This window comes from Roseinatronobacter bogoriensis DSM 18756 (genome assembly GCF_004366635.1).
In the GTDB taxonomy this organism is placed as follows: domain Bacteria; phylum Pseudomonadota; class Alphaproteobacteria; order Rhodobacterales; family Rhodobacteraceae; genus Roseinatronobacter; species Roseinatronobacter bogoriensis.
On record NZ_SORN01000006.1, the window covers coordinates 70,354 to 94,067 of the forward strand.

The following is a 23,714-nucleotide window of genomic DNA, read 5'->3' on the forward strand; positions in this document are numbered from 1 at the left end:
GCGGGCTAGGTGACGCGGGTAATGCAAAGCTGGCTATGTCGCACATTATACTGCTCAAACCCGCCAGAATTCAGATCTGTGCGCAAGGGGTAGCCGCGCAAGGCAAGCATGGCAGCGGCAGATTTGCCTGAAAGGCGCACAGAACACCCTGTCACGATGACATCAAGGAAGCTTTGTCTGTCACGCAGCACCATGATAAGACCACCGCACCGCGCCGCACCCGCCAAGGTGTGCAGGCCCGAAAACTTCGACAAGACAGCATGTTAGACACGTTAGACAGAGGCTTCATGTTCACAATTACCCGTCTTGGCCATCATGGCGACGGCATTGCCGAAGGGCCGGTCTTTGTACCGCGCAGTTTGCCCGGTGAAGTTGTCACCGGTGAAATTGTGCAGGGTCGGATAGAAGCGCCGCGCATCCTGACCCCCTCACCGCTGCGCATCAAGGCGCCCTGCCCGCATTATCGCAATTGCGGCGGCTGCGCGCTTCAACATGCGCAGCCCGATTTTGTGACCGAATGGAAAGAAGGCGTGATCCGGCAGGCGCTGGCCGCGCAGGGGCTATCGGCAGAGTTTCGCATGCCACATATCTCGCCACTGCACAGCCGCAGACGTGCCGGTTTTGCAGGCCGCAGGCTGAAGAAAGGCGCATTGGTGGGGTTTCACGCCCGCGCGTCAGATGTGATCACGCCCGTGCCTGAATGCCTGATTCTGCACCCGGACCTGACCGCTGCCCTGCCGCTGCTGGAAGACCTGACCGCACGGTTTGGGGCACGCAAAACCACGCTGTCACTGTCGCTGACACGGTCGGATGCGGGGCTTGATCTGGCGGTCACGGGCGGCAAGCCGCTTGATGACAAGATGCGCGCAGAACTGGGCCAATGGGCGGGACAGGCCGGGCTTGCACGGCTGGCATGGGCGGATGAGGTGATCGCGCAGGCGCGGCCCCCGTTTCACCAAATCGGGCGGGCGCTGATCGCCCCGCCCCCCGGCGCATTCTTGCAAGCGACCAAACAGGCAGAGCGCGCCCTACAGGCCGCCGTGCTGGACGCGTTGGGCGATGCGGCCCATATTCTGGACCTGTTCGCAGGCTGTGGCACCTTTGCCATCCCCTTGGCAGAACGTGCGGAAGTCCACGCGGTCGAGGGCGAGGCCGAGATGTTGCGCGCGCTGGATGCGGGCTGGCGGCAGGCGACGGGCCTTAAACGCATCACCCATGAGGCGCGCGATCTGTTCCGCCGCCCGATGCTGCCAGCCGAACTGACCAAATTTGACGCAGCCGTCATCGACCCGCCCCGCGCCGGTGCCGAGGCGCAAAGCAATGCGCTGGCGGACTCGCCCATCAAGCGGATTGCGGCTGTGTCCTGCAATCCAGCCACCTTTGCACGCGATGCGAAATTGCTGATTGCGGGCGGCTATCGCCTTGAATGGGTGCAAATGGTCGATCAATTCCGCTTCAGCCCCCATGTGGAGCTTGCAGCCCGGTTCACAAGATAGCATATCGCGCCCTACAGCCGAAAATTGGGGGCGCGTATGTTAAGCCGTGAAAAAACTGCCGCATTTCTGGACCAGCCTTGGGTGCGGAACGGGATTATCGTTGTAATCATCTTCAACGCGATCCTGTTGGGGATGGAGACATCGGACACGCTGATGGGGGTCGCAGGGCCGCTGATCATCGGGCTGGATACGGCATGCCTGACCATCTTCGTCGTCGAGTTGCTGCTGAAACTTCATGCCCAGCGCGGGCAATTCTGGCGCTCGGGCTGGAATATCTTCGACTTTCTGATCGTCGGTATATCGCTGCTACCGGGCGCGCAAACATTCAGTGTGTTGCGGGCGTTGCGTATTCTGCGTTTGTTGCGCGTTGTGTCGGTCAGCCCGAATCTGCGCCGGGTGGTTGAGGGGTTCATCAAGGCCCTGCCCGGCATGGGGTCGGTGTTTTTGCTGATGGGAATGTTGTTCTATATCGGCGCGGTCATGGCCACGAAGCTGTTTCAGGACAGCTTCCCGGACTGGTTCGGCGATCTGGGCAATTCGGCCTATACGCTGTTCCAGATCATGACGCTGGAATCCTGGTCGATGGGAATTGTGCGCCCTGTGATGGAAGCCTATCCTTATGCATGGGCTTTCTTTGTGCCCTTCATCATGGTCACGACCTTTGCCGTGGTGAACCTGCTGGTCGGTCTGATCGTCAATTCGATGCAGGACGCCCATGCCGCCGAAAGCAATCAGGCAACCGAAGATTACCGCGACGAGGTGCTCAGGCGCCTTGCGGCGATCGAGGCCCGCCTGAATGCCGAAGGGAGCGACAAGACACCGCCTGCCGAATGACATACCCGTGATCGTGCATTCAACAGGACTTGGCAGAAGCTGGCCCTTCAGGCATTGTTGTTGGAAAAATCCTGAGGCAGTCATAATGTTCTTTTTCCGTGTCTTCGCCGCGCTGGCGCTGGTCGCTGTCGTGGCATCTTGCAGCAAGGCCCCCCCAAGCAAATTCCGCACCTATAACGGCCCGGAGGTCACGCAGGTTGTCGTGCACAAGGCAACCCGGCGAATGGACCTCTGGCACCATAATCAGTTGTTGCGCAGCTTCCGTGTGGACTTGGGCGGAAACCCCAATGGCCATAAGGAGCGTGAGGGCGACCGTCGCACCCCGGAAGGGGATTACATCATCGACCGGCGCAACCCCAACAGCCGGTTCCACCTGTCAATCGGAATTGATTACCCGAATGAGGCAGACAAGGAACGCGCCAAGGAAAACGGCTGGAAACCCGGCGGCGATATCTTCATTCACGGGCGCGGCCCGGAATTTCAACGCGCGCGCGGTGATTGGACAGATGGCTGTATCGCTGTGTCCGACCGCGAAATGGAAGACATTTATGCTATGGTGCGCGACGGCACGCCAATTCGCATATATCCCTAAGCTGGTGGCCGCTGTGGGAGTCGAACCCACACGCCCTTGCGAGCAACGGATTTTAAGTCCGGTCTGTCTACCAGTTCCAGCAAGCGGCCAGCGTTGCAGTGGTCTAGACCGTGGCGCTGGCAGCTTCAAGCCCAGAGTGTGACAGCATGGTCGTTCGGCACCGGACACAAGGTTTCGCCATGCTTGGAATGGGTCAGCTTCGCAAGATCACCCCATGATGGCTGCACCGGGAACGAAACCGCATGACGCCGGGCAGCGGGGGCGAGCTGAAGACCTTGCCTCTGCGCGCGTCATGGTCCTCAAAACCGTCGAAATTGTCACTGTATAGCTTGTATCAGGTGATGACGATTAGTCGTTCTGCAACAGGATAGCCGAAACAGGCACAAGCGTGACTTGACCGCTGCGCCGCTCCTCACGCCACATTTCGATAGCTTCAAGGGTGTCTTCGTTGGAGGCATTGCCAAAAACGATCACCTGACCAATCTGGGCGGCCTGAAACACGGCGCGGTCAAGAAAGCGCCGGATGGTAAAGGCATTCTCATTTCCTGCATCCAGAACCCGGAATATTTCGGAATGTGCAATGCCTGCCGCGTCAGAGGCGCGCGCGGCCTGTGTCAAACCGCCCGCGAATGTCAAAAGACCATGCCCGTCCTGTCCCAATACTGGCAACACCTCACGCAGCAATCCTGCGTTGCGGGCAAAGCCGTTCTCTGGCAGGTCCATCACCCCCACGGCCAGTGGTAGTGCAGAAAAATAGGCATTCAGCGATACATCAAGATCAGATGCGGTGGCACCCGATGGCAGGTCAGCTGCAAGGATGACCACTTCCTTGCCAGCCGCATGATATATTTCTGCCGCCTCGGTCGCGCTGCTGTCCATTGGGTTCAATGCTACCGTGAATGGGTATTCAAGCGCGGCCAGATCACGCCGTATAGGCATTGGCAGACCCTCATCCAACAGGATGATGGCCATCTTGTTGCCCGCGCTATCCCCGGGCTGATACAGCGAGTTGCGCAGCAATGCGGGCCGCTGGTCCACCTGTGGCAAAGGGGATTGATCGACAACGATGGGCGCATCTGACCCCTCGCCAATCAGGGGCAGACCGGACACGCGCATTCCGGGCATGGCTTGCAGCTCAACCTCGGGAAGCTGTTCTTCGGAGGTGTCGGCGTCGGGGCCGATGCTGGCCTCTGGCGCGTCATCCACTGGCGCAATGGGCGCAGGGGGCTGGAACTGGTCACCGCCGACCCCCGCATCCGCCTGCGGGACAGATGCGATTGCGGTCGGCAGAGATGATCTTTCAGGCTGATCTTCGGCACCCGGCGCTTCAGGTGCGCCATCCTCTGACAATGCCTCGGTCGCCGGGGCACCGTCTTGATCGACCTCTGGGCGGTGCTCTGCTAGGGGCACGTCGCTTTCGGAAGCATCGGCAAGGGCGTCCGTATCTTCGGTCGTGACCTCGGTTTCAGGCAAATCGACAGTTTCCGCAACCTCAGGCGCAGAATCTTCGGAAACTGGCTCATCTGTCACAGCATCGTCTGCCGCCACATCATCAGTCGCCATATCGTCTGTTGCAACATCATCAGTCGCCATATCCTCGGGCATAGGCGTCTCGGTTGCATCTTCGACGATCAGCCCATCGCCCAGAACAGTGGGGGTGTCGTCTGGCGCGGCAGGTTGGTCTTCCATCGGCGGCTGAAGGATGACAGTCTCGGCTTCCGGCTGGGCCTGTTGCTGCGCGGCGCTGTCGCTGACCTGCGCCGTTGGCACAGGTGGGAACATGACGGTGGTTGCTATGACCCCGGCCACAACGACACCCGCGCCCACGGCCAAACCTGCAAGAAGACTGCTGTTCACTCTTTGCCTCTTATTCTCAAATCAACGCCTGCCCCGCGGCTATACTGCACGGTCGCAGGTGATTCTTCCACAAATACACGCGCGGAGCAAACGGAATGGGCCGCGCGCCCTTGACCTTGGCCTATAGGCGCGGGCATGTAGGTTTCCAACGGACAAGAACACCGGAACACGCCGATGCTGCTGCTGATAGATAATTATGACAGTTTTACCTACAATCTGGTCCATTATCTGGGCGAGTTGGGGGCCGATGTGCTGGTGCGGCGCAATGATGCGTTGGATGTACAGGCCGCAATGGCGCTTAATCCTTCAGTAATCGTCTTGTCGCCCGGCCCCTGCGACCCTGATCAGGCCGGTATTTGCCTTGCCCTGACCCATGCTGCCGCCGAGGCGCGTGTACCGCTTCTGGGGGTCTGCCTTGGCCATCAGACCATCGGACAGGCGTTTGGCGGGCGGGTTATTCGCGCGCCGCAGATCGTGCATGGCAAGCTGGGCGAAATGCACCATGCCGGCAAAGGCGTATTTCACGGCCTGCCATCACCGCTTATGGCGACGCGCTATCATTCGCTTGTGGTCGAGCGCGAGACTTTGCCTGACTGTCTGGAAGTGACAAGCTGGCTGGAGGATGGGCTTATCATGGGGCTGCGTCACCGCGACCTGCCGATTGAAGGGGTGCAGTTCCACCCTGAAAGCATCCGGTCTGAACATGGACATGCGATGCTGCGCAACTTTCTGGATCAGGCAGCCGTGGCCGCATGATGGATGACCTCAAACCCCTGATCGGCATTGCCGCCACCCGCCCCCTGACCCGGTCCGAGGCCGAGGCCGCGTTTAACCTGTTGTTTGAGGGTCAGGCCACACCGGCGCAGACCGGCGGGTTCCTGATGGCGCTGCGCACGCGCGGTGAAACCGTCGATGAATATGCCGCCGCCGCCAGCGTGATGCGGGCCAAATGCGTCAAGGTCCGCGCGCCTGAGGGCGCGATGGATATTGTCGGCACAGGCGGCGATGGCAAGGGCACGCTGAATATCTCGACCGCGACAGCCTTTGTCGTTGCTGGCGCTGGCGTGCCAGTGGCCAAGCATGGCAATCGCAACCTCTCGTCAAAATCCGGCGCGGCAGATGCGCTGGGGGCCTTGGGTATTGACGTTATGGTCGGGGCCAATGTGGTCGAAAAGGCTTTGCAAGAGGCAGGCATCGGCTTCATGATGGCCCCTATGCACCACCCGGCTATGCGCCATGTTGGCCCTGTACGCATGGAATTGGGCACGCGCACCATATTCAACATTCTTGGCCCGCTGACCAATCCGGCCGGGGTGAAATACCAGCTTACCGGCGCGTTCTCGACCGATTTGTTGCGCCCTATGGCGGAAACGCTGCGTGCCCTTGGCACCGAGCGCGCGTGGCTGGTGCATGGCGGCGATGGCACGGACGAATTGTCGATTGCCGCTGAAAGCGCCGTTGTGGCACTGGAAGGCGGTGCCCTGCGCGCGTTTTCGGTCCACCCCGAGGATGCGGGCCTGCCCGTGCACCCGTTCGAGCAGTTGTTGGGCGGCGCGCCCGATGAGAACGCACAAGAATTACGCGCCGTGCTGCAAGGCGCGGGCCGCCCTGCTTACCGCGATGCGGTCTTGCTGAACGCAGCCGCCGCGCTGGTGATCGCAGGCAAAGCCAGTGCCTTGGTCGAAGGCGTGGCGCAGGCGCGCGAAAGCCTCGATTCCGGGGCAGCCATGCGCGCGGTTGAAAACCTTGCCCGCATCAGCCCCATATCCGCCTGAACTCTGAAAGACTGCACACATGGCCACCATTCTCGACAAGATCAAAAGCTACAAGCTGCAAGAGGTTGTGGACCGCAAGGCCACGCGCGCACTGTCAGATGTGGAAGAGGTCGCGCGCAATGCCCCCGCCCCGCGCGGCTTTGCCGCTGCCTTGCGTCAGGCCGAAACCACCGGCTATGGGCTGATCGCCGAGATTAAGAAAGCCAGCCCGTCAAAAGGTCTGATCCGCGCCGATTTCGACCCTCCCGCGCTGGCCCACGCCTATGAAGACGGCGGGGCCACCTGCCTGAGCGTGTTGACCGACACGCCCAGCTTTCAGGGGGCGGACAGCTTTCTGACCGCCGCACGCACGGCAACATCCCTGCCCGCGCTGCGCAAGGATTTCATGTACGACATCTATCAGGTCGCAGAGGCGCGCGCGCTTCATGCAGATTGCATCCTGATCATCATGGCCTCGGTCTCTGACGCGCAGGCGCAAGAGCTGGAACAGGCCGCCTTTGCATGGGGCATGGATGTGCTGGTCGAGGTGCATGACGAAGACGAACTGGAGCGTGCGCTGGCGCTGACCTCGCCGATGCTGGGGATCAATAATCGCAACCTGAACACATTTGAGGTAACGCTGGATACCACGCGCCGGCTGTCGCGGCTGGTCCCCGAAGGCAAGATGCTGATCGCAGAAAGCGGCATTTACACCCCCGCTGATCTGGCCGATCTGGCAGGCTACGGCGCGCGCAGCTTCCTGATTGGTGAAAGCCTGATGCGCCAGTCCGATGTGGCACAGGCCACCCGCGCGCTACTGGCAAACCCGATCCTGCCAGAAAAGGTGTAATGTGGAAAAACTGACACATTTCGACGCTGAAGGCCACGCACATATGGTTGACGTGTCGCAAAAGTCGCATACCGCGCGGGTCGCTGTCGCCGAAAGCGCCGTGCAGATGCTGCCGGAAACCCTCGCGCTGGTGACTGAGGGGCGCGCCAAGAAGGGCGATGTTCTAGGGGTTGCGCGACTGGCCGGGATCATGGGGGCCAAACGCTGCGCCGACCTGATCCCGCTGTGCCACCCGCTGCCGATCACCAAAGTCTCGGTAGACCTGACCCCGGATGACAGCCTGCCCGGCGTGCGTATCCGCGCCGAAGTGCGCACCACCGGCCAGACCGGCGTAGAGATGGAGGCATTGACCGCCGCTTCCGTGGCCGCGCTGACCATCTATGACATGCTCAAGGCCGCTGAAAAGTCGATGACCATCACCGCCACCCGCGTGGTGCTGAAAGATGGCGGCAAATCCGGTCGCTACGAGGCGCAGCCATGATCGCGGTCGAAGAGGCGCTGACGCATGTTTTCACGTTGATCTCGCCTCTGCCCACGGAAGAAGTTGAGCTACCCCATCTTGCGGGGCGTGTGCTGCGCGCACCAGTGGCCGCGCAACGTGACCAACCGCCCTTCCCGGCTTCGGCAATGGATGGCTATGCCGTTGCCAGCCATGACGCCGAAAGCTACCGCGTGATTGGCGAAGCCGCCGCCGGCCATGCCTTTGCAGGCCATGTCACCCCCGGAGAGGCCGTGCGCATCTTCACTGGCGCGCCGATTCCGCAAGGGGCAGATCGCGTGATCATTCAAGAAGATGTATCGCGCGATGGTGACAGAATAACCCTGACACAGCCGCTTGAAACGCCGCTGCACATCCGCGCCCAAGGAACGGATTTCAAAGCCGGGGACCAGATCAGCGCACCGCGCCGCTTGCGCCCGGCCGAACTGGCGCTGCTGGCGGCCATGAACTGCCCGCGCGCCACAGTCAGCCGCCGCCCGAATGTTGCGATCATCGCAACCGGGGATGAACTCGTCATGCCCGGAGAGGAACCGCGCGCGGATCAGATCATTGCCTCCAATGCCTTCGCGCTCAAGGCGATGGCCGAAGCAGAGGGCGCACGCGCCCGCATCCTGCCCATTGCCAGTGATACTGTGGCCAGCCTGCGCGCTGTGCTGGAACTGGCCGCGGATGCCGATCTGATCGTGACCATTGGCGGCGCATCAGTAGGCGACCATGATCTGGTTGGCCCTGTCGCACAAGATATGGGTGCCAGCCGGGCCTTCTATAAGGTGGCCATGCGCCCGGGCAAACCGCTTATGGCCGGGCGTCTGGGTGATGCGCTCTTGCTGGGGCTGCCCGGAAACCCCGTTTCTTCCATCGTCTGCGGCCATCTGTTCATGCGCCCGGCGTTGCGCGCGTTACAAGGGCTTGGCGCGTATCCGATGCAAACCGCCACCGCCACGCTGGGCCGCGATCTGCCCGCAAATGGCGCGCGGACACATTACATGCGCGCTAACCTTGGCCCCGGCGGCACCATCTCGCCCCACCCCAATCAGGACAGCGCGCTTCTCAGTGTCCTGTGTCAATCCGACGCGCTTCTGATCCACCCCGCCGGGGACGGGCCGCGCAAGGCGGGGGAACAAATGCGGTATATCCCTTTGTGACGCCGTTGACACACACGCAGAACAGAGATAGAACATCCTGAGAGTCTTTGTTGCAAAACCATCGCCGGAGGGGCCGCCGTGCTGACACGCAAGCAGATTGAACTTCTCAAGCTCATCCATACGCGCATGGAAGCGGACGGGGTTGCACCCTCTTTTGACGAGATGAAGGATGCGCTTGATCTGCGGTCGAAATCCGGCATTCACAGGCTGATAACCGCATTGGAAGAACGCGGTTTCATACGGCGGATGCATCACCGCGCCCGCGCGATTGAAGTGCTGAAACTGCCCGATGCACTGAACAAGGGCGGGTTCGAAGCCAAGGTCATTGACGGCGGCGCAAGTGGCAAGCCCGCCCCGCCCGCGCAGGCGCTGCCTGTGGACGCTTCTGCACTTAGCCTGCCGATCATGGGCCGCATCGCGGCAGGTACACCGATTGAGGCAATCAGCGCGGTTGTGAACGATATTTCAGTGCCCGCCAGCATGTTGCGTGGCCGCGCCAGCCATTACGCGCTGGAAGTGCAAGGCGACTCGATGATTGATCTGGGCATCAATGACGGCGATATCGTTGTCATTCGGGAACAGGACACGGCCGATAATGGCGACATCGTCGTGGCGCTGGTTGAAGGGCTGGAAGCAACGCTGAAACGCTTTCGCCGCCAGAACGGCATGATCGCACTTGAAGCTGCGAATCCGGCCTATGAAACGCGCCTGCTGCGGGATGATCAGGTGCAGGTGCAAGGGCGGCTTGTCGGGTTGATTCGCAGCTACTAAAATCGCGCATCTTGCATCGCGGGGCTCTTCCCAATGCAGGCGAAAGCGGTGTCTTGACAGGGCGCTGTTGGCGTTGCTCCAAATCCTGGAATGCGAAAATACTGTACGGACTACGCGCGCGAGTGTTCGCCACCTGACGAAAGGTTCCCGCGCCACATGCGCTGTTTTCGCGAGAGGCGGCTATCGGGACAAAGGGGACATAGCGAGGCCGGGTGCAAAGCCGCGTAGCGTCGGGCCGCGGTGCGGCGATCCAAGGTTTACTCTGTAGCGCTTTATGCTGGCCAAATCCCCGCGAGATTAGATCTTTGCGCAGATGGCAGCCAAATCGCCGTGACGTGGGGGCGGCCCGGCGCTGCGCGGAGGCCTGCGGCCTTGATTCCGCGCAATTGAATGTCCGCAACGCCCCTCGTAGCAGTCATAGGGTTTCTGATGTCAGGCGACAAACACCAGGTCACACTTCTGTCGCGCCTGCTGGCATGGGCAAGATTGGTAAGCACCACGATGCTGCGGCATCCATAGCGCGTCGTCCCAACCCGGCACAAAATGGGCAAACCGAATTAACATGTCAGATTCCGACACCGCCCAACACCCGCCAGTCGTTCAAAAATTATTATAGCATGTCGCATCCGAGGCAACCCATGTCCGATTCAGCGACAGTCAGATTGCGATTATTTGCTAGATCTGGCCGGGCAAGGAGTGGACAATATGCGCTATTCAGGTTTTCGCGTGATCAAAGAGGCGCTCAGCGGCCACAAGGGCTGGACCCCAGCTTGGCGCGACCCGGAACCAAAGCCCCAATATGACATCATCATCATTGGCGGTGGCGGGCACGGTCTGGCAACGGCCTATTATCTGGCCAAGGAATTCAGCCAGCACAGGATCGCCGTGATCGAAAAAGGCTGGATCGGGGGCGGCAATGTGGGGCGCAATACCACGATCATCCGCTCGAACTACCTGCTGGATGGAAACGAGCCATTCTATGAATTCTCGCTCAAGCTCTGGGAAGGGCTGGAGCAGGATTTCAACTATAACGCCATGGTCAGCCAACGCGGCATCCTGAACCTGATCCATTCGGATGCCCAGCGCGACGCCTATATTCGGCGCGGCAATGCCATGCTGCTGAACGGGGCCGATGCCGAATTGCTGAGCGCGGAACAAGTCCGGCGTGAATATCCCTTCCTGAATTTCGACGATGCGCGCTTTCCCATCAAGGGCGGGCTGGCGCAACGCCGCGGCGGCACAGTGCGCCACGATGCAGTGGCCTGGGGCTATGCCCGTGGTGCCGACAGCCGGGGTGTCGACATCATCCAGAATTGCGAAGTCACAGGTTTTCGGATTGAAAACGGCCAGTGCAAGGGGGTCGAGACATCGCGCGGCTTCATCGGGGCGGGTAAGGTCGGCGTTGCAGTGGCGGGCAATTCCAGCCGTGTCATGGCGCAGGCCGGAATGCGCCTGCCGATCGAAAGCCATGTGCTGCAAGCCTTTGTCTCCGAAGGGTTGAAGCCGGTCTTGCCGGGCGTCATCACCTTTGGCGCCGGGCATTTCTATTGCAGCCAGTCCGACAAGGGCGGACTGGTCTTTGGCGGCGATATCGACGGCTACAACTCCTACGCCCAGCGCGGCAACCTGCCTGTCGTCGAAGATGTGATTGAAGGGGGCATGGCGCTGTTTCCCGGCCTTGGCCGCGTGCGCCTGCTGCGCATGTGGGGCGGTGTGATGGATATGAGCATGGACGGCTCGCCCATCATCGACCGCACCCATATTGACGGGCTCTATTTCAATGGCGGATGGTGCTATGGCGGGTTCAAGGCAACGCCGGCCTCTGGCTGGTGCTTCGCCCATCTTCTGGCCACTGATACCCCGCATCCAACCGCCGCTGCTTACCGCTTCGACCGGTTCGAAAAGGGCCGGATGATCGACGAAAAGGGCATGGGCGCACAGCCCAACCTGCATTAGGGGCACATTCCATGCTGTCATTTTCTTGCCAAAAATACTCAAATCCCACAGCCACCACCGGGACCAGCCGCCAAAGGGGGCGCGCATGATCATCAACCATCCACTGCTTGGCCCCTGTGACGCGCAGGAATTCACCTACAAAGGCGACGCACGCCTGATCGACCGCCCGGACGGCATGGCTGATGGCGCTGACGCCGCGTTTTATAACTACGCCTATCTGCGCGATAACCCTGCGGGCCAGCACCGCGAATTGTGGTTTCATGAGCAGGGCGACAGGTCATGGCTGGTGGTCACACGCAATACCGTGACCCATGAGATCACACAGGTTGAACTGGCGCGCGATGTTGCGCGCAAATCGGGGCGCAGCGCATGAGCAGATTGCCAACAGGCGGCCAGATCGACCGCACACGCAAAATCAGCTTCCGGTTCGACGGGCAGTATTACAAGGGGCACCCCGGCGATACGCTTGCTTCTGCCCTGCTGGCCAATGGCGTGCGACTGATGGGGCGCTCGTTCAAATATCACCGTCCGCGTGGTGTCCTGACTGCGGGCAGCGAGGAACCCAATGCATTGGTCGAGTTGCGCACTGGCGGGCGGCAGGAACCCAATACCCGCGCCACCACGGTGGAGCTGTTTGACGGGTTGCAGGCCCATTCCCAAAATGCATGGCCCAGCCTGAAATTCGACGCGCTGGCAATCAATGACCGGCTGTCAAACTTTCTGACAGCGGGGTTTTACTACAAGACTTTCATGTGGCCCGCTGCCTTTTGGGAAAAGCTGTATGAACCCATCATCCGGCGCGCGGCAGGGCTTGGCTCCATCACAACCAAGCCGGACCCCGATCTTTACGACAAGGGGTTCCTTCATTGCGACCTGCTGGTTATCGGGGCCGGGCCTGCCGGGCTTGCAGCGGCCCTGACCGCCGGGCGTGCAGGTGCGCGGGTCATCGTTGCGGATGAAGATTTCCGCATGGGCGGGCGGCTGAATGCTGAAACATTTACGCTGGGCGCACAGTCGGGCGCAGATTGGACCGCGCAGGTTGTGGCCGAACTGGCCAGCCTTCCGAATGTCCGCCTGCTGTCGCGCACGACCATTTTCGGGGCTTTTGATCATGGTGTCTATGGCGCGGTCGAGCGGGTGTCCGACCATTTGCTTACCCCTGCGCCTGACAAGCCGCGCCAGATCCTGTGGCGCATCTATTCCAAGCGCGCACTTCTATGTGCGGGCGCTCTTGAGCGGCCCATCGCATTCGCCAATAACGACCGCCCCGGCATCATGACCGCCAGCGCGCTGCGCGCCTATGTCAACCGTTGGGCCGCCAGCCCCGCCGAGACGGTCGCTGTTTTCACCAATAATGACGACGGTCATCGCACGGCCAGCGACCTGTTGGCCGCGGGCGTGAAGGTTGCCGCTGTCATCGACACGCGCGAAGATGCGCCCGCCCTGCAAGGGGCTGAAGTTCTGGCCGGGGCGCAGGTCACCGACACTGCGGGCCGTTTGGGGCTGAAATCGGTAACGGTGCGTCTGGCCAATGGCAAAAGCCGCAAGCTGGATGTCGGCGCACTGGGGGTTGCAGGCGGGTGGAACCCGAATGTTGCGCTGACCTGTCACCAGCGCGGCCGGCCTGTCTGGAACAATGCGATTGCGGCCTTTGTGCCCGGCGCAGAATTGCCGCAAGGGATGGCGGTTGCAGGCGCTGCGCAAGGACATTTCAGCACCCATGCGGCCTTGCATGGCGGGGCCGATAGCGCGCGGCGCATATTGGCAGATATCGGCATCTCTGCCGCCGCACCCGATCTGCCGCAGGCAGAGGATGCACCTGTCAACATAACCCCGTTCTGGCATGTTGGCGGCACCAAGCGCGCCTGGCTGGATTTCCAGAATGATGTGACCGTCAAGGATGTGAAGCTGGCGCATCAGGAAAACTTCCGCTCGGTCGAGCATCTGAAACGCTACACCACCTTGGGCATGGCCACGGATCAGGGCAAGACCTCGAATATGGGCGGGCTTGCGGTGATGGCGGAACTGACCGGCAAAAGCATAGAGGCAACAGGCACCACCATCTTCCGCCCGCCCTATACGCCTGTTTCAATGGGCGCTCTCGCAGGGCGTTCTACCGGACGCGATTTCAAGCCGACCCGCCTGACGCCCAGCCATAAATGGGCGACCGAGCAAGGCGCGGTTTTTGTCGAGGTTGGCATGTGGCTGCGCGCGCAATGGTTCCCGCGCGCGGGTGAGAAAACATGGCGCGAAAGCGTGGACCGCGAGGTTCTGGCCACGCGCGCCTCTGTCGGGGTGTGCGATGTGACCACGCTTGGCAAAATAGATGTGCAGGGCCGGGATGCGGCCGCATTCCTGAACCGCATCTATTGCAACGGTTTTGCGAAACTTGCTGTCGGGCGGGTGCGCTATGGGCTGATGCTGCGTGAAGATGGCATCGCCATGGATGACGGCACTGCCGCGCGTCTGGCCGAAGACCATTTTGTTGTTACAACCACAACGGCCAATGCTGTTCCCGTTTACCGCCATATGGAATTTGCGCGCCAATGCCTGTGGCCGGATATGGATGTGCAACTGATCTCGACCACCGAAGCATGGGCGCAGTTTGCGGTTGCAGGCCCCAATGCGCGCAAGCTGTTGCAAAAGATCGTGGACCCGGAATTCGACATCTCGAATGATGCGTTTCCCTTCATGGCTTGCGGAGAAATCACGGTTTGTGGCGGGTTGCGGGCGCGGTTGTTCCGCATCTCTTTCTCGGGCGAGTTGGCCTATGAAATCGCGGTGCCAACGCGCTATGGCGACGCGCTGATCCGGCGGCTGATGCAGGCGGGAGAAGAGTTTGACGTTACCCCCTACGGCACCGAGGCACTTGGCGTCATGCGTATTGAAAAAGGTCACGCGGCCGGTAATGAACTGAACGGCCAGACCACTGCGCGCGATCTGGGTATGGGACGCATGGTCAGCGACAAGAAAGACAGTATTGGTGCAGTCCTGTCACGGCGCGAGGGGCTGAACCAGCCGGATGGTTTGAGGCTGGTGGGTTTCAAGCCCAAGAACCCGAAAGCGCGGGTCTTGGCAGGCGCACATCTGCTGGAAATCGGGGCAGATATGACAGCGGCCAATGACCTGGGCTATGTCACTTCGGCCTGTTATTCGCCCTGTCTGAAATCCTTTATCGCCATCGGCTTTTTGAAAGCGGGTGACGAACGCATGGGCGATGTGCTGCGCGCAGCCTCGCCCCTGACAGGGGATGATACCGAGGTCGAAATCGTCTCGGCCCATTTCATCGACCCAGAGGGAGAACGACTTCGTGCATGATCTGGCCCCCCTGACCGCCCTTGCGGGCACCACGCCGGTGCAGGACAGCATCGGCCCCGTTACGATAACCGAGGCCCCCGATTGGGCGCTGGCCTCTGTCGCGGCGCGGCTTGGGCAGGAAAAAGCCTGTAGCACCGCCCTTGCGTCCGTCTTGGGCGCAGATATCCCCGGTGTTGCAGCCCATACGCAAGGCCCTGCGATGAGTGCCTTCTGGACCGGACCGCATATCTGGATCGTGGAAGCGCCTTACGACAGCCACGAAGATCTTGCCGCGATGCTTTCTGCCAAGCTGGGCGAATGTGCCAGCGTGACCGAACAAAGTGATGCATGGGTGCGCTTTGATGTCACCGGCGACGGGATTGAGCGTTTGTTTGAACGCCTGTGCAACCTTGATCTGGCGAAGCTGGGCCAAGGTGCGGCGCGGCGCAGTGTCATCGAGCATCTTGGCTGCTATGTGATCCGTGGGACAGAGGGGATACATGTCTATGGGCCACGTTCCTCGGCGCAAAGCTTGCATCATGCGCTGACCAGCGCGGCACGCGCGGTGTTCTAGGGTGCGCCCGCCAAGACACGCTCTCCAATGACAGCTTTTGGGGGCGTTGCGAACTCTCAGTTGCGCGGAATCAAGGCCGAAGGCCGCCGCGCATCGCCGGGCCGCACCCACGGCACGGCGATTTGGCTGCCCCAAGCGCTCAGATCAGATCTCGCAGGGGCTTGGCCAGCATAAAGTGCTACAGATTTAACCGAATATCGCCCCACCGCGGCCCGGCGATGCGCGGCTTTGCACCCGGCTTTGCTATGTCCGTAAAATCCCGCAAAGCCGACTGTCGCGACTCATCGCGACGTGTTGTCTCAGGTGCGGAAAACAAAGATGCGCCTGCGCCGCACGCCCCCGTTAACCAGATTTGAGGACAGGTGGCCTGTATCAACACTGGTGTATATACTCCCCCGGTGCGGGGCCAAGGCCCAGCGCGGGGATGCGCGCGGCCTGAGTGCCGCTGCTGTGGCTGTCCAGCCAGCGTGACCATTCCGGCCACCAAGACCCCGCCACAGGGTCATTGGCGGCCAGCCAACTGTCTGGGTCAAGGTAATGCGCGCCAGCCGGGCGGTGCCCGATACGGTAATGCCGCCCCTTATGGCCCGGCTCTGACAGAATACCGCCATTATGCCCGCCCTTTGTCAGCAGCACATGCATATCGCAATCGGTGAACAGGGCCGTCTTGTAGACGGACCGCCACGGCGCAATATGATCGGTTTCTGTTGCCACAACGAACATGGGCACCTCGATATCCTTAAGTGCGATCACACGCCCCTCAACCGCGAAGCGCCCTGCCGTGATACGGTTTTCCAGAAACACCCCGCGCAAATATTCCGAATGCATGCGCGCGGGCATACGGGTGGTGTCATTGACCCAGACCCCCATATCTGTGGGCAAATCCGGCTCTCCCAGAAAATAGCGCCGGACCGCGCGCGTCCAGATCAGGTCTTCGGACCGGATGGCGGCAAAGGCGCCTGACATCTGGGGCCGGTCCAGATACCCCTGCGCCCACATCATGTCTTCCAGATAGGCGACCTGGCTTTCATCCAGAAACAGCAGCAATTCGCCCGCCTCGGCAAAATCGACCTGCGCGGCCATCAGCGTGATTGAGGCCAGCCGCGTGTCGTGGTCGCGCGCCATGGTCGCGGCGGTGATCGCCAGCAGCGTTCCGCCCAGACAATAGCCATTGGCATGAACCTTCTGGTCCGGCACGATCCGGTTCACTTCCTCCAGTGCCTGCATCACACCTTGCAGGCGGTAATCTTCCAGCGACAAGTCGGCATGTTCCGCCCCCGGATTGCGCCATGAGATGCAGAATACAGTATAGCCCTGCCCCACCAGCCAGCGGATCAGCGAATTTTCCGGCGAGAGGTCCAGAATATAATATTTCATGATCCATGCCGGCACGATCAGCACCGGTTCTGCCTGCACCTTGTCGGTTGTCGGGCTATACTGGATCAATTCCATCAGCTCATTGCGAAAGACCACCTCGCCCTTGGTGCAGGCCAGCACCTTGCCCAAGGCAAATTGATCGGGCACGGGGCGATGTTCATTGGCAAGAATGTGATGCGCATCATCAGCGTAATGCACTGCCCCGTCAAACAGATTGCGTGCGCCGGTCTGCCATGTCTTTTCCAGTATTTCGGGATTGGCGACAGGAAAGTTGGCGGGCGAAACGGTATCCAGCAACTGGCGCATCATGAATCCGGTGCGCTGCGCATTCTGTCGCTTCAGCCCCCGCAGGTCAGATGTGGCCCCCTGCCACCAATCCTGCGTTGCCAGAAAGCCTTGCTGCCAGACCGCGAAGGGGGCTTTAGCCCAGCCCTGATGTGTCCAGCGTGTATCATAGCGACCGGGCGCAAAGGGCTTTTCAGGGCTTTGCCCAAGGGTTGCAGCGGCGGCAAACCGCGCGAGTTTCAGCCAGTTGGATTGCGCGCGCTCCATCAATTCGATCTGACGCCCCGGCGCGCGGGCCAGATGCATTGCCCAATCGCCCCAGGCATCCAGAATCGCATGTGGCGACAACCCCGATGTCATCCGCGCCAGCGTGGCCATTGTGCTGCGATCCAATGACGCATGCGTGTGCCCCGGAGCAGCAGAAGTGGGATGGGGCACCGACGGGACGCTTCGACGCGGCGGGGGCGCTGACGGCGCTTTGGGTTGGGCGGATTTCGGGGGCTTGGGCTTTTGTGGCATGATCCGGCCTTGTGCTGGTAGCGCGCATGAAAGCACGCGCAGGAACAGGATGGGCGCTTGCGCGCAGCGCGCTGGCTGGCTGTGGCTGCGAGGGCCATCTTCGTTGTGACGTTGGCGCAACTGAACACAGGCGGCGCGGCCCTGTCACTGATTCATGTCAACTGGTGGCGTATATGTGCTGAAACCCGCGCCAGATAGCACAGGCTTGCCACTTCCTTGCCCATTCAGCGGCATGTCCTTGACATGACGACAAATCGCAGCGAGAGAGAGGGTATTCTGCCTGCCCGTCTCTGGTTTGTCCGGACAGGCAGGTCAGGCCACCTCTCTCCCTTGCTGTGATGACAAGACGCAAGGACGCATATCGGCACTTACAGGTGCCCGGTGCAATGACACCCAATGTGACGTTCGGGGATGGGTCCGATATATGTCGCGTTGACCCATCTCAACGGCACAAGCTGCCAAATTCTATGGATATACTTACTATGATCACTCCGCTGTCCGAAGCCCTTGCAGAGCGTGGCTTCGACAAACTCACCCCTGTTCAAAACGCGGTCACCGCCGCCGATATCATGGATCAGGACCTGCTGGTTTCGGCCCAGACCGGGTCGGGCAAAACGGTAGGCTTTGGCATGGCCATCGCGCCCACCTTGCTTGGAACCGAAGAACGCTTCGGCCCTGCGGCAGCGCCGCTGGCGCTGGTCGTCGCGCCCACACGCGAACTGGCCTTTCAGGTCATGCGCGAATTGACATGGCTTTATGCCAAAACCGGCGCGGTTGTGACCTCTTGTGTGGGGGGCATGGACAGTCGGCAGGAACGCCGCGCGCTGGAACGCGGCGCGCATATCGTTGTTGGCACGCCGGGGCGTTTGCGCGACCATATCGAACGTGGTGCCCTTGATCTGGGTGAATTGCGCGCTGTCGTGCTGGATGAAGCCGACGAGATGCTGGATATGGGCTTCCGCGAAGACCTTGAATTCATGCTGTCCAAAGCCCCCGAAGAGCGCCGGACGCTGCTGTTTTCGGCCACCGTCTCGCCCATGATCGCCAAACTGGCCAAGCAATACCAGCGCGACGCGCGCCGGATCAGCACCTTGGGCAGCACAGACCAACATGCCGATATTTCATATCAGGCGCTGCGTGTGGCGGCATCTGACAGTGAACATGCCATCTTCAACCTGCTGCGCTATCACGCCGAAGAAAGCGCGATTGTCTTTGCCAATACGCGCGCCGCTGTCAGCCATCTGTCCGCGCGCCTGACCAATCGCGGGTTGTCCACTGTTACCCTGTCGGGCGAGTTAAGCCAGACCGAGCGCACCCATGCGCTGCAAGCCATGCGCGACGGGCGCGCGCGGGTTTGTGTGGCCACGGATGTGGCCGCGCGCGGCATTGACCTGCCGAACCTCAATCTGGTTATTCATGCGGACCTTCCCAGCAATACCGAAAGCCTGCTGCACCGTTCTGGCCGTACCGGGCGCGCGGGGCGCAAGGGCATCTCGGCGCTGATCGTGCCACCACGGGCGGTGCGCAAGGCAGAGAACCTGCTGAAATGGGCCAAGATTTCGGCAGAATGGACCACTGCGCCTTCGGTCGAGGATGTCTTGCAAAAGGATGAAGAGCGGCTGCTGGCAGACCCGGCATGGACCACCCCCCTGACCGAGGATGAGCAGAGCTTTGCTGCCAAACTGCTGGCCCTTCATGCGCCGGAAGTGGTCGCGGCAGCCTATCTGCGCCTGTATCAGCAGCGCAATGCCGCGCCCGAGGACTTGTTGCCACCAGACACCAAACCCGCCGCGCGTGAGCATAAGCCATTTGGCCCAAGCCGCTGGTTCGCCCTGTCAGTCGGGCGTAATGACAAGGCAGAACCACGCTGGCTGTTGCCGCTGCTATGCCGCGCGGGCAATCTGGACAAAACAGCCATCGGCGCGATCCGCGTGCAGGACACCGAAACACATGTCGAACTGACCGAGGCCAGCGCCGCTGGCTTCATGGCCACCATCGGCGCAGATGGGGTACTGGAAGACGGGGTCAAGGTACGCCCGATGGATGCAGCACCCGACCGGCAATCCGGCGGCGGCAGGCCAAAGCCGGAGTCCAGCCCCCGACCACGCCCGGAATACCGCGCCAGCGCGCCTTCGCCACGGCCGCGCGCAGAGCCGGCCCCCGAACGCAAGGCCGCTGCCGCCCCGCGCGCCGAGGGTGAAAGAAAGCCGCGCCACAGCGCAAGCGCCAGCACTGCCCCGCACGCGAAAAGCAAGCCCGATTCTTACAAGCCGAAAGACAAGGCCGAAGCTTACAAGCCGCGGGAAAAAGCTGACGCGCCGCGCGGCAAGGACAGCTACAAGCCCAGGGACAAAGCAGATGCGCCGCGCGCCAAGGCCAAGTATGAACGGCGCGATCCAGCAGTGAAACCCGGCGACAAGCCCGCGCCAAGGGCCAAGCCGAAACATGCCGGGAAACCCGCCTCGTTCAGCGATGCGCGCGACAGCTCCAAACGCTTCACACCGCCCGGTAAGGACAAGCCTGCCGCGCGCAAACCCCGCGCCACCGCGCGGCCCGGCGGGGCAGAGCCACCCCGGCGCGGCAAGCGCTAACCTCCGGCACCTGACACAAAATACCCGCCCCTTAGCGACAAGGGGCGGGTTTGTGGGGCTTTGCAGACGAATCAACGCTGGGTGTAAAGCTGCGCAGCGTCGGGCCGTGGTGCGGCGTTCCACCGCATAATCTGTAGCACTTTATGCCAGCCAAATCCGCGCAAGATCAGATATTTGCGCTGGTGTCAGCCAAATCACAATCAAGGCCGGGCATTCACTGCCCGGCCCTGTCCAGTCGACCCCGCGAAAGCGTTTCAAATAGCGCAAACAGAATCAGGCTTTGCGCCGCCAGCACCAGAAGGGCGGCAAACATCAGGTCGGTCTGCCCGCGCCCATTGGCCATAAGCATCAGATACCCAAGCCCGCGCGACGAACCGACCCATTCCCCGATCAAGACCGCAAAAGGCGCATAGACCACTGCCAACCGCAGACCAGAGGCCAGCGCGGGCAGCGCATTGGGCAGTTGCAGCAGGAACAGACGGCGCAAGGGTGTTGCGCGCATCATCTGCGCCAGATCATTCAGCGGGGCAGGCAGGCGCATCAGCCCGTCAAAAAAGGCCGATGTGACCGGAAAATAGATCACCAGCATGACCACGACAATTTTGGACGGTGCGCCATAGCCAAGCCATAAGGTAATGATCGGGGCCAGCGCAAAGACTGGCACGGCCTGCGCAAAGATCAACATGGGCCGCAACAACAGCCGCGCGCCGGGCGACAGCGCCAGATTAAGCGCCGTCGCCACCCCCAGCGCCACCCCGGCCGCCAGCCCCATGCCCAGATTGGCCGCTGTGAAGCGCGCGTGTTCCCACAGCAGGGGCGCATTGGCCCAAAGGCTGGCCCCCACACGCCCCGGCCCCGGCAGGATGAACGGCGGCACCCCACTGGCCCAGACCACGCCCTGCCACAGCGCCAGCGCGAAACCCAAGGCCAGCAGGCCGCGCAGCAAGGGCGTATTCATCCAGCGCAAGTTTCAGACTCCACCCTGTGCAGCCGGGCCAGCATCTGCGCCTGCGCGGCCAGTGTCTCGGGCGCAGTGTAGTCGCGCGGGACGGGGCTGGCGGGCAGGTTCAGCACTTCTGCCCCATCCGGCCCCAGCAAATAGGCTTGATCAGACAGGCGAATAGCCTCCAGCGGGTCATGCGTGATCAAAATCACTGTGCGGCCCTGCAACAGCGATGCGGCCAGATCCTGCATTGCCAGCCGGGTGAGCGTGTCCAGGGCCGAGAACGGCTCATCCAGCACAACAATAGGGCAATCTTCCATCAGGACACGCGCAAGTGCCACGCGCTGGCGCTGGCCGCCTGACAAGGCCGCTGGGCGGCGGCGCTCCAACCCTTTCAGCCCGACTTGCGCCAGCAAGGCGCGCGCGCGCGTCACATCTGGCCGCACCCCGCGCAGTCGCGCGCCGATGGTGACGTTCTGCACGCAATCGGCCCAGGGCAAAAGCTGCCCCTCTTGCGCCATCATCGCCACGCGGCCCTGAAGCGGCTTGCCATCTTCAGGGCAAATTGCGCCCTCCAGCCGGTAAGGGCCGGGCAGCCCCGCAACCAGCCGGGCAAGGGTCGATTTGCCCACACCAGACGGACCAAGCAAGCCAGACCAGCGCGATGCGGGCAGATCAAGCGCGAGATCGCGGATCAGCGGCGCTGTGCCCATCCACAGATCACCACGGAGGCGCAGGGTCGTCATACGCCCTCAAGCCCCATTTGCCAGAAGCCGACCTCCAACCTTGTGGCGGTGGCAAAGCGCTGGCCTAGTTGCCCGAAGCGCGGCAGGCTGGCCCAATCCGGCCCCAGCCTGTGGGCCAATGCGCCATCAATCAGACTGCCCACATCATGGCACAGCGCCTGATACTCTGCCCCGGCATAGGTTTCGATCCAGTCGGAATACGGCCCGCCTGCCCCTTTGAGCCGCGCGCCAATTTCGCCATAGCCCATCACACATGGTGCAAGCGCGGCCATCAGGTCCAGAAAATCGCCTGAATAGCCCGCCTCCAGCACATAACGGGTATAGGCAAGGTTGGCGGGGGCCTCCGTTGTGGCCTCAAGTGCCTGCGCATCAATCCCCTCTGCCGCGCAGATCTGCACATGCAACGGCATTTCATGATGCACCAGCGCCTGCACTGTGGCGGATGCCGCCTGCATTTCAGCCAGCGTGTCAGATTTCGCAGCCGCCAGCGCCCATGCCCGCGCGAAATGGGTCAGGAACACATAATCCTGCCGCAGATAATGCAGAAAATTCGCGCGTGGCAGATCACCCCGGCGCAAGGCCTCGACAAACTCATGCCGCGTATAGGCCTGCCACAAGGGCGCAGCATCGCGCCAAAGGGTGAAGGCGCGGCCATAGTCCGGCGCGCTCATGGTGTGGCCTGTGCGGTCACGTCGATGGCCAGTTCATTGACCGACAGCCCGCCCGCAGTTGCCCCGCGTTCGGCCAGAAATGCCTCAAACCGCGCATAGCGCCCTGCATCCAGTGCGGCGGGGCGGGTGGCAAAGCGCGGCCATGTATCGGACCATGCGCGGGTGTTCAACTCGCTGCGCAATTCGGATGCGGTGGCCGAGAATATCTGCCATGCCTGATCGGGATTGTTCAGGATGAAGCCTGTCGCGCGTTCGGTCGCATCCAGAAAGCGGGCGATCACATCCGCATCCATCTGGTCGGGATTGGCGACATAGATCAACTCGTCATAGCTGGGCACGCCTTCGGCCTCGGGGTAGAAACAGCGCCCCGCGCTGCCTTCGATTTCAAGCTGGTTCAACTCGAAATTACGAAACGCACCGATCACGCCATCCACCTGCCCCGACATCAGCGCGGGCGAGATTGACCAGCCGATATTGATCTGCTCGACATCTGTCGGCTCCATCCCGTGATGGGCCAGCATGGCGTCCAGCATCACTTCCTGCACCCCGGCCACGGCAAAGCCCACCTTGCCGCCTTTCAGGTCTGTCATGTCCTGAACCGCCCCATCTGCCAGCACGACAAGGCAGGTCAGCGGCGTCGAAATCAGCGTGCCTACGCGGCGCAGGGGCAGGTCATTATGGCGGCTAAGGTGCAGTTGCGGCTGGTAGCTGATGGCAATATCCACCCGGCCCGCTGCCGCCATGCGCGGCGGGTCGTTCGGGTCCGCAGGGGTAACGGTTTCCACCTCCAGCCCCGCATCGGTGAAATAGCCCAATTCCTGCGCCAGAACGATGGGCGCATGGTCAGGGTTCACGAACCAGTCCAGCATGACGCTGAGGCGGTCCTGTGCATGCACGGGAAGCGCAAGGGTTGCGGTCAGCAATGATACGGCAAACAGGTGTTTCATGACGGTCCTT

General features: G+C 61.6%; 21 protein-coding genes and 1 tRNA gene. 14 read left to right on the plus strand and 8 right to left on the minus strand.

Translation table 11 applies throughout. The features are described from left to right. Positions 1-5 precede the first annotated feature (5 nt). Positions 6-254: a hypothetical protein gene (locus EV660_RS13215; RefSeq protein WP_071479008.1), complete on the minus strand. Its 249-nt coding sequence runs from the start codon at positions 252-254 to the stop codon at positions 6-8. Positions 255-287: 33 nt separating this feature from the next. Here EV660_RS13215 and EV660_RS13220 point away from each other — a divergent pair, with 33 nt between their 5' ends. The 3 genes from EV660_RS13220 to EV660_RS13230 all read left to right on the plus strand — a co-directional run bounded on the left by EV660_RS13220 (position 288) and on the right by EV660_RS13230 (position 2,922). Beyond that, on the plus strand, positions 288-1,496 hold the full coding sequence (locus EV660_RS13220) for a class I SAM-dependent RNA methyltransferase (RefSeq protein ID WP_071479007.1): 1,209 nt from the start codon (positions 288-290) through the stop codon (positions 1,494-1,496). Positions 1,497-1,532: 36 nt separating this feature from the next. Further along, the gene (locus EV660_RS13225; RefSeq protein WP_071479006.1) at positions 1,533-2,330 is read left to right on the plus strand and encodes an ion transporter; all 798 of its coding nucleotides are present in this window, start codon (positions 1,533-1,535) and stop codon (positions 2,328-2,330) included. An 85-nt stretch (positions 2,331-2,415) separates the two neighbouring features. After that, positions 2,416-2,922, plus strand: coding sequence for a L,D-transpeptidase family protein (locus EV660_RS13230; protein WP_071479005.1), 507 nt, complete (start codon positions 2,416-2,418; stop codon positions 2,920-2,922). Between the two features lie 2 nt (positions 2,923-2,924). Here EV660_RS13230 and EV660_RS13235 read toward each other — a convergent pair. Both EV660_RS13235 and EV660_RS13240 read right to left on the minus strand, forming a co-directional pair. Beyond that, positions 2,925-3,011: transfer RNA gene (locus tag EV660_RS13235), tRNA-Leu, on the minus strand. Positions 3,012-3,270: 259 nt separating this feature from the next. Next, on the minus strand, positions 3,271-4,779 hold the full coding sequence (locus EV660_RS13240) for a divergent polysaccharide deacetylase family protein (protein WP_071479004.1): 1,509 nt from the start codon (positions 4,777-4,779) through the stop codon (positions 3,271-3,273). A 174-nt stretch (positions 4,780-4,953) separates the two neighbouring features. Between EV660_RS13240 and EV660_RS13245 the strand changes: the two genes are divergently transcribed. The 10 genes from EV660_RS13245 to EV660_RS13290 all read left to right on the plus strand — a co-directional run bounded on the left by EV660_RS13245 (position 4,954) and on the right by EV660_RS13290 (position 15,625). Beyond that, positions 4,954-5,535: an anthranilate synthase component II gene (locus EV660_RS13245; protein WP_071479003.1), complete on the plus strand. Its 582-nt coding sequence runs from the start codon at positions 4,954-4,956 to the stop codon at positions 5,533-5,535. Continuing rightward, complete coding sequence (trpD, locus tag EV660_RS13250; RefSeq protein ID WP_071479002.1) at positions 5,532-6,554, plus strand: anthranilate phosphoribosyltransferase; 1,023 nt, start codon at positions 5,532-5,534, stop codon at positions 6,552-6,554. Before EV660_RS13245 ends, trpD begins: the two co-directional genes overlap by 4 nt. A gap of 19 nt (positions 6,555-6,573) precedes the next feature. Next, positions 6,574-7,383 carry an indole-3-glycerol phosphate synthase TrpC gene (gene trpC, locus EV660_RS13255; RefSeq protein ID WP_071479001.1) on the plus strand — a complete coding sequence of 270 codons (810 nt, stop codon included), beginning with the start codon at positions 6,574-6,576 and terminating at the stop codon, positions 7,381-7,383. A gap of 1 nt (position 7,384) precedes the next feature. Continuing rightward, a complete protein-coding gene (moaC, locus tag EV660_RS13260) occupies positions 7,385-7,864 on the plus strand; it encodes a cyclic pyranopterin monophosphate synthase MoaC (protein WP_100319108.1) in 480 nt (159 codons plus the stop codon). Beyond that, positions 7,861-9,027, plus strand: a complete 1,167-nt coding sequence (locus tag EV660_RS13265; RefSeq protein WP_071479000.1) for a molybdopterin molybdotransferase MoeA — start codon at positions 7,861-7,863, stop codon at positions 9,025-9,027. The genes moaC and EV660_RS13265 overlap by 4 nt, the downstream gene beginning before the upstream one ends. 78 nt (positions 9,028-9,105) lie before the next feature. Beyond that, entirely contained in the window at positions 9,106-9,798 is a 693-nt protein-coding gene (gene lexA / locus EV660_RS13270; protein ID WP_071478999.1) for a transcriptional repressor LexA, read from the plus strand. A gap of 705 nt (positions 9,799-10,503) precedes the next feature. Beyond that, positions 10,504-11,754 carry a sarcosine oxidase subunit beta family protein gene (locus EV660_RS13275; protein ID WP_071478998.1) on the plus strand — a complete coding sequence of 417 codons (1,251 nt, stop codon included), beginning with the start codon at positions 10,504-10,506 and terminating at the stop codon, positions 11,752-11,754. 85 nt (positions 11,755-11,839) lie between these two features. Then, positions 11,840-12,127, plus strand: a complete 288-nt coding sequence (locus EV660_RS13280; protein ID WP_071478997.1) for a sarcosine oxidase subunit delta — start codon at positions 11,840-11,842, stop codon at positions 12,125-12,127. Beyond that, complete coding sequence (locus EV660_RS13285; protein ID WP_071478996.1) at positions 12,124-15,072, plus strand: sarcosine oxidase subunit alpha family protein; 2,949 nt, start codon at positions 12,124-12,126, stop codon at positions 15,070-15,072. The genes EV660_RS13280 and EV660_RS13285 overlap by 4 nt, the downstream gene beginning before the upstream one ends. After that, positions 15,065-15,625 carry a sarcosine oxidase subunit gamma gene (locus EV660_RS13290; RefSeq protein ID WP_071478995.1) on the plus strand — a complete coding sequence of 187 codons (561 nt, stop codon included), beginning with the start codon at positions 15,065-15,067 and terminating at the stop codon, positions 15,623-15,625. Before EV660_RS13285 ends, EV660_RS13290 begins: the two co-directional genes overlap by 8 nt. 372 nt (positions 15,626-15,997) lie before the next feature. Here EV660_RS13290 and EV660_RS13295 read toward each other — a convergent pair whose 3' ends face one another. Next, positions 15,998-17,680 (minus strand): PHA/PHB synthase family protein, encoded by a 1,683-nt coding sequence (locus EV660_RS13295; RefSeq protein WP_244927325.1) that lies wholly within the window; start codon positions 17,678-17,680, stop codon positions 15,998-16,000. Between the two features lie 608 nt (positions 17,681-18,288). Between EV660_RS13295 and EV660_RS13300 the strand changes: the two genes are divergently transcribed. Then, positions 18,289-20,397 carry a DEAD/DEAH box helicase gene (locus EV660_RS13300; protein ID WP_071478993.1) on the plus strand — a complete coding sequence of 703 codons (2,109 nt, stop codon included), beginning with the start codon at positions 18,289-18,291 and terminating at the stop codon, positions 20,395-20,397. 214 nt (positions 20,398-20,611) lie between these two features. On the opposite strand, the gene EV660_RS13305 is transcribed toward EV660_RS13300, so the two are convergent. From EV660_RS13305 to EV660_RS13320, 4 genes are read right to left on the minus strand one after another with little or no spacing between them, the layout of a single operon-like run. Beyond that, the gene (locus tag EV660_RS13305; RefSeq protein WP_071478992.1) at positions 20,612-21,355 is read right to left on the minus strand and encodes an ABC transporter permease; all 744 of its coding nucleotides are present in this window, start codon (positions 21,353-21,355) and stop codon (positions 20,612-20,614) included. Beyond that, positions 21,352-22,086: an ABC transporter ATP-binding protein gene (locus tag EV660_RS13310; protein ID WP_071478991.1), complete on the minus strand. Its 735-nt coding sequence runs from the start codon at positions 22,084-22,086 to the stop codon at positions 21,352-21,354. The genes EV660_RS13305 and EV660_RS13310 overlap by 4 nt, the downstream gene beginning before the upstream one ends. Next, complete coding sequence (tenA, locus tag EV660_RS13315; protein WP_071478990.1) at positions 22,083-22,757, minus strand: thiaminase II; 675 nt, start codon at positions 22,755-22,757, stop codon at positions 22,083-22,085. Before tenA ends, EV660_RS13310 begins: the two co-directional genes overlap by 4 nt. Next, the gene (locus EV660_RS13320; protein ID WP_071478989.1) at positions 22,754-23,704 is read right to left on the minus strand and encodes an ABC transporter substrate-binding protein; all 951 of its coding nucleotides are present in this window, start codon (positions 23,702-23,704) and stop codon (positions 22,754-22,756) included. The genes tenA and EV660_RS13320 overlap by 4 nt, the downstream gene beginning before the upstream one ends. Positions 23,705-23,714 lie beyond the last annotated feature (10 nt).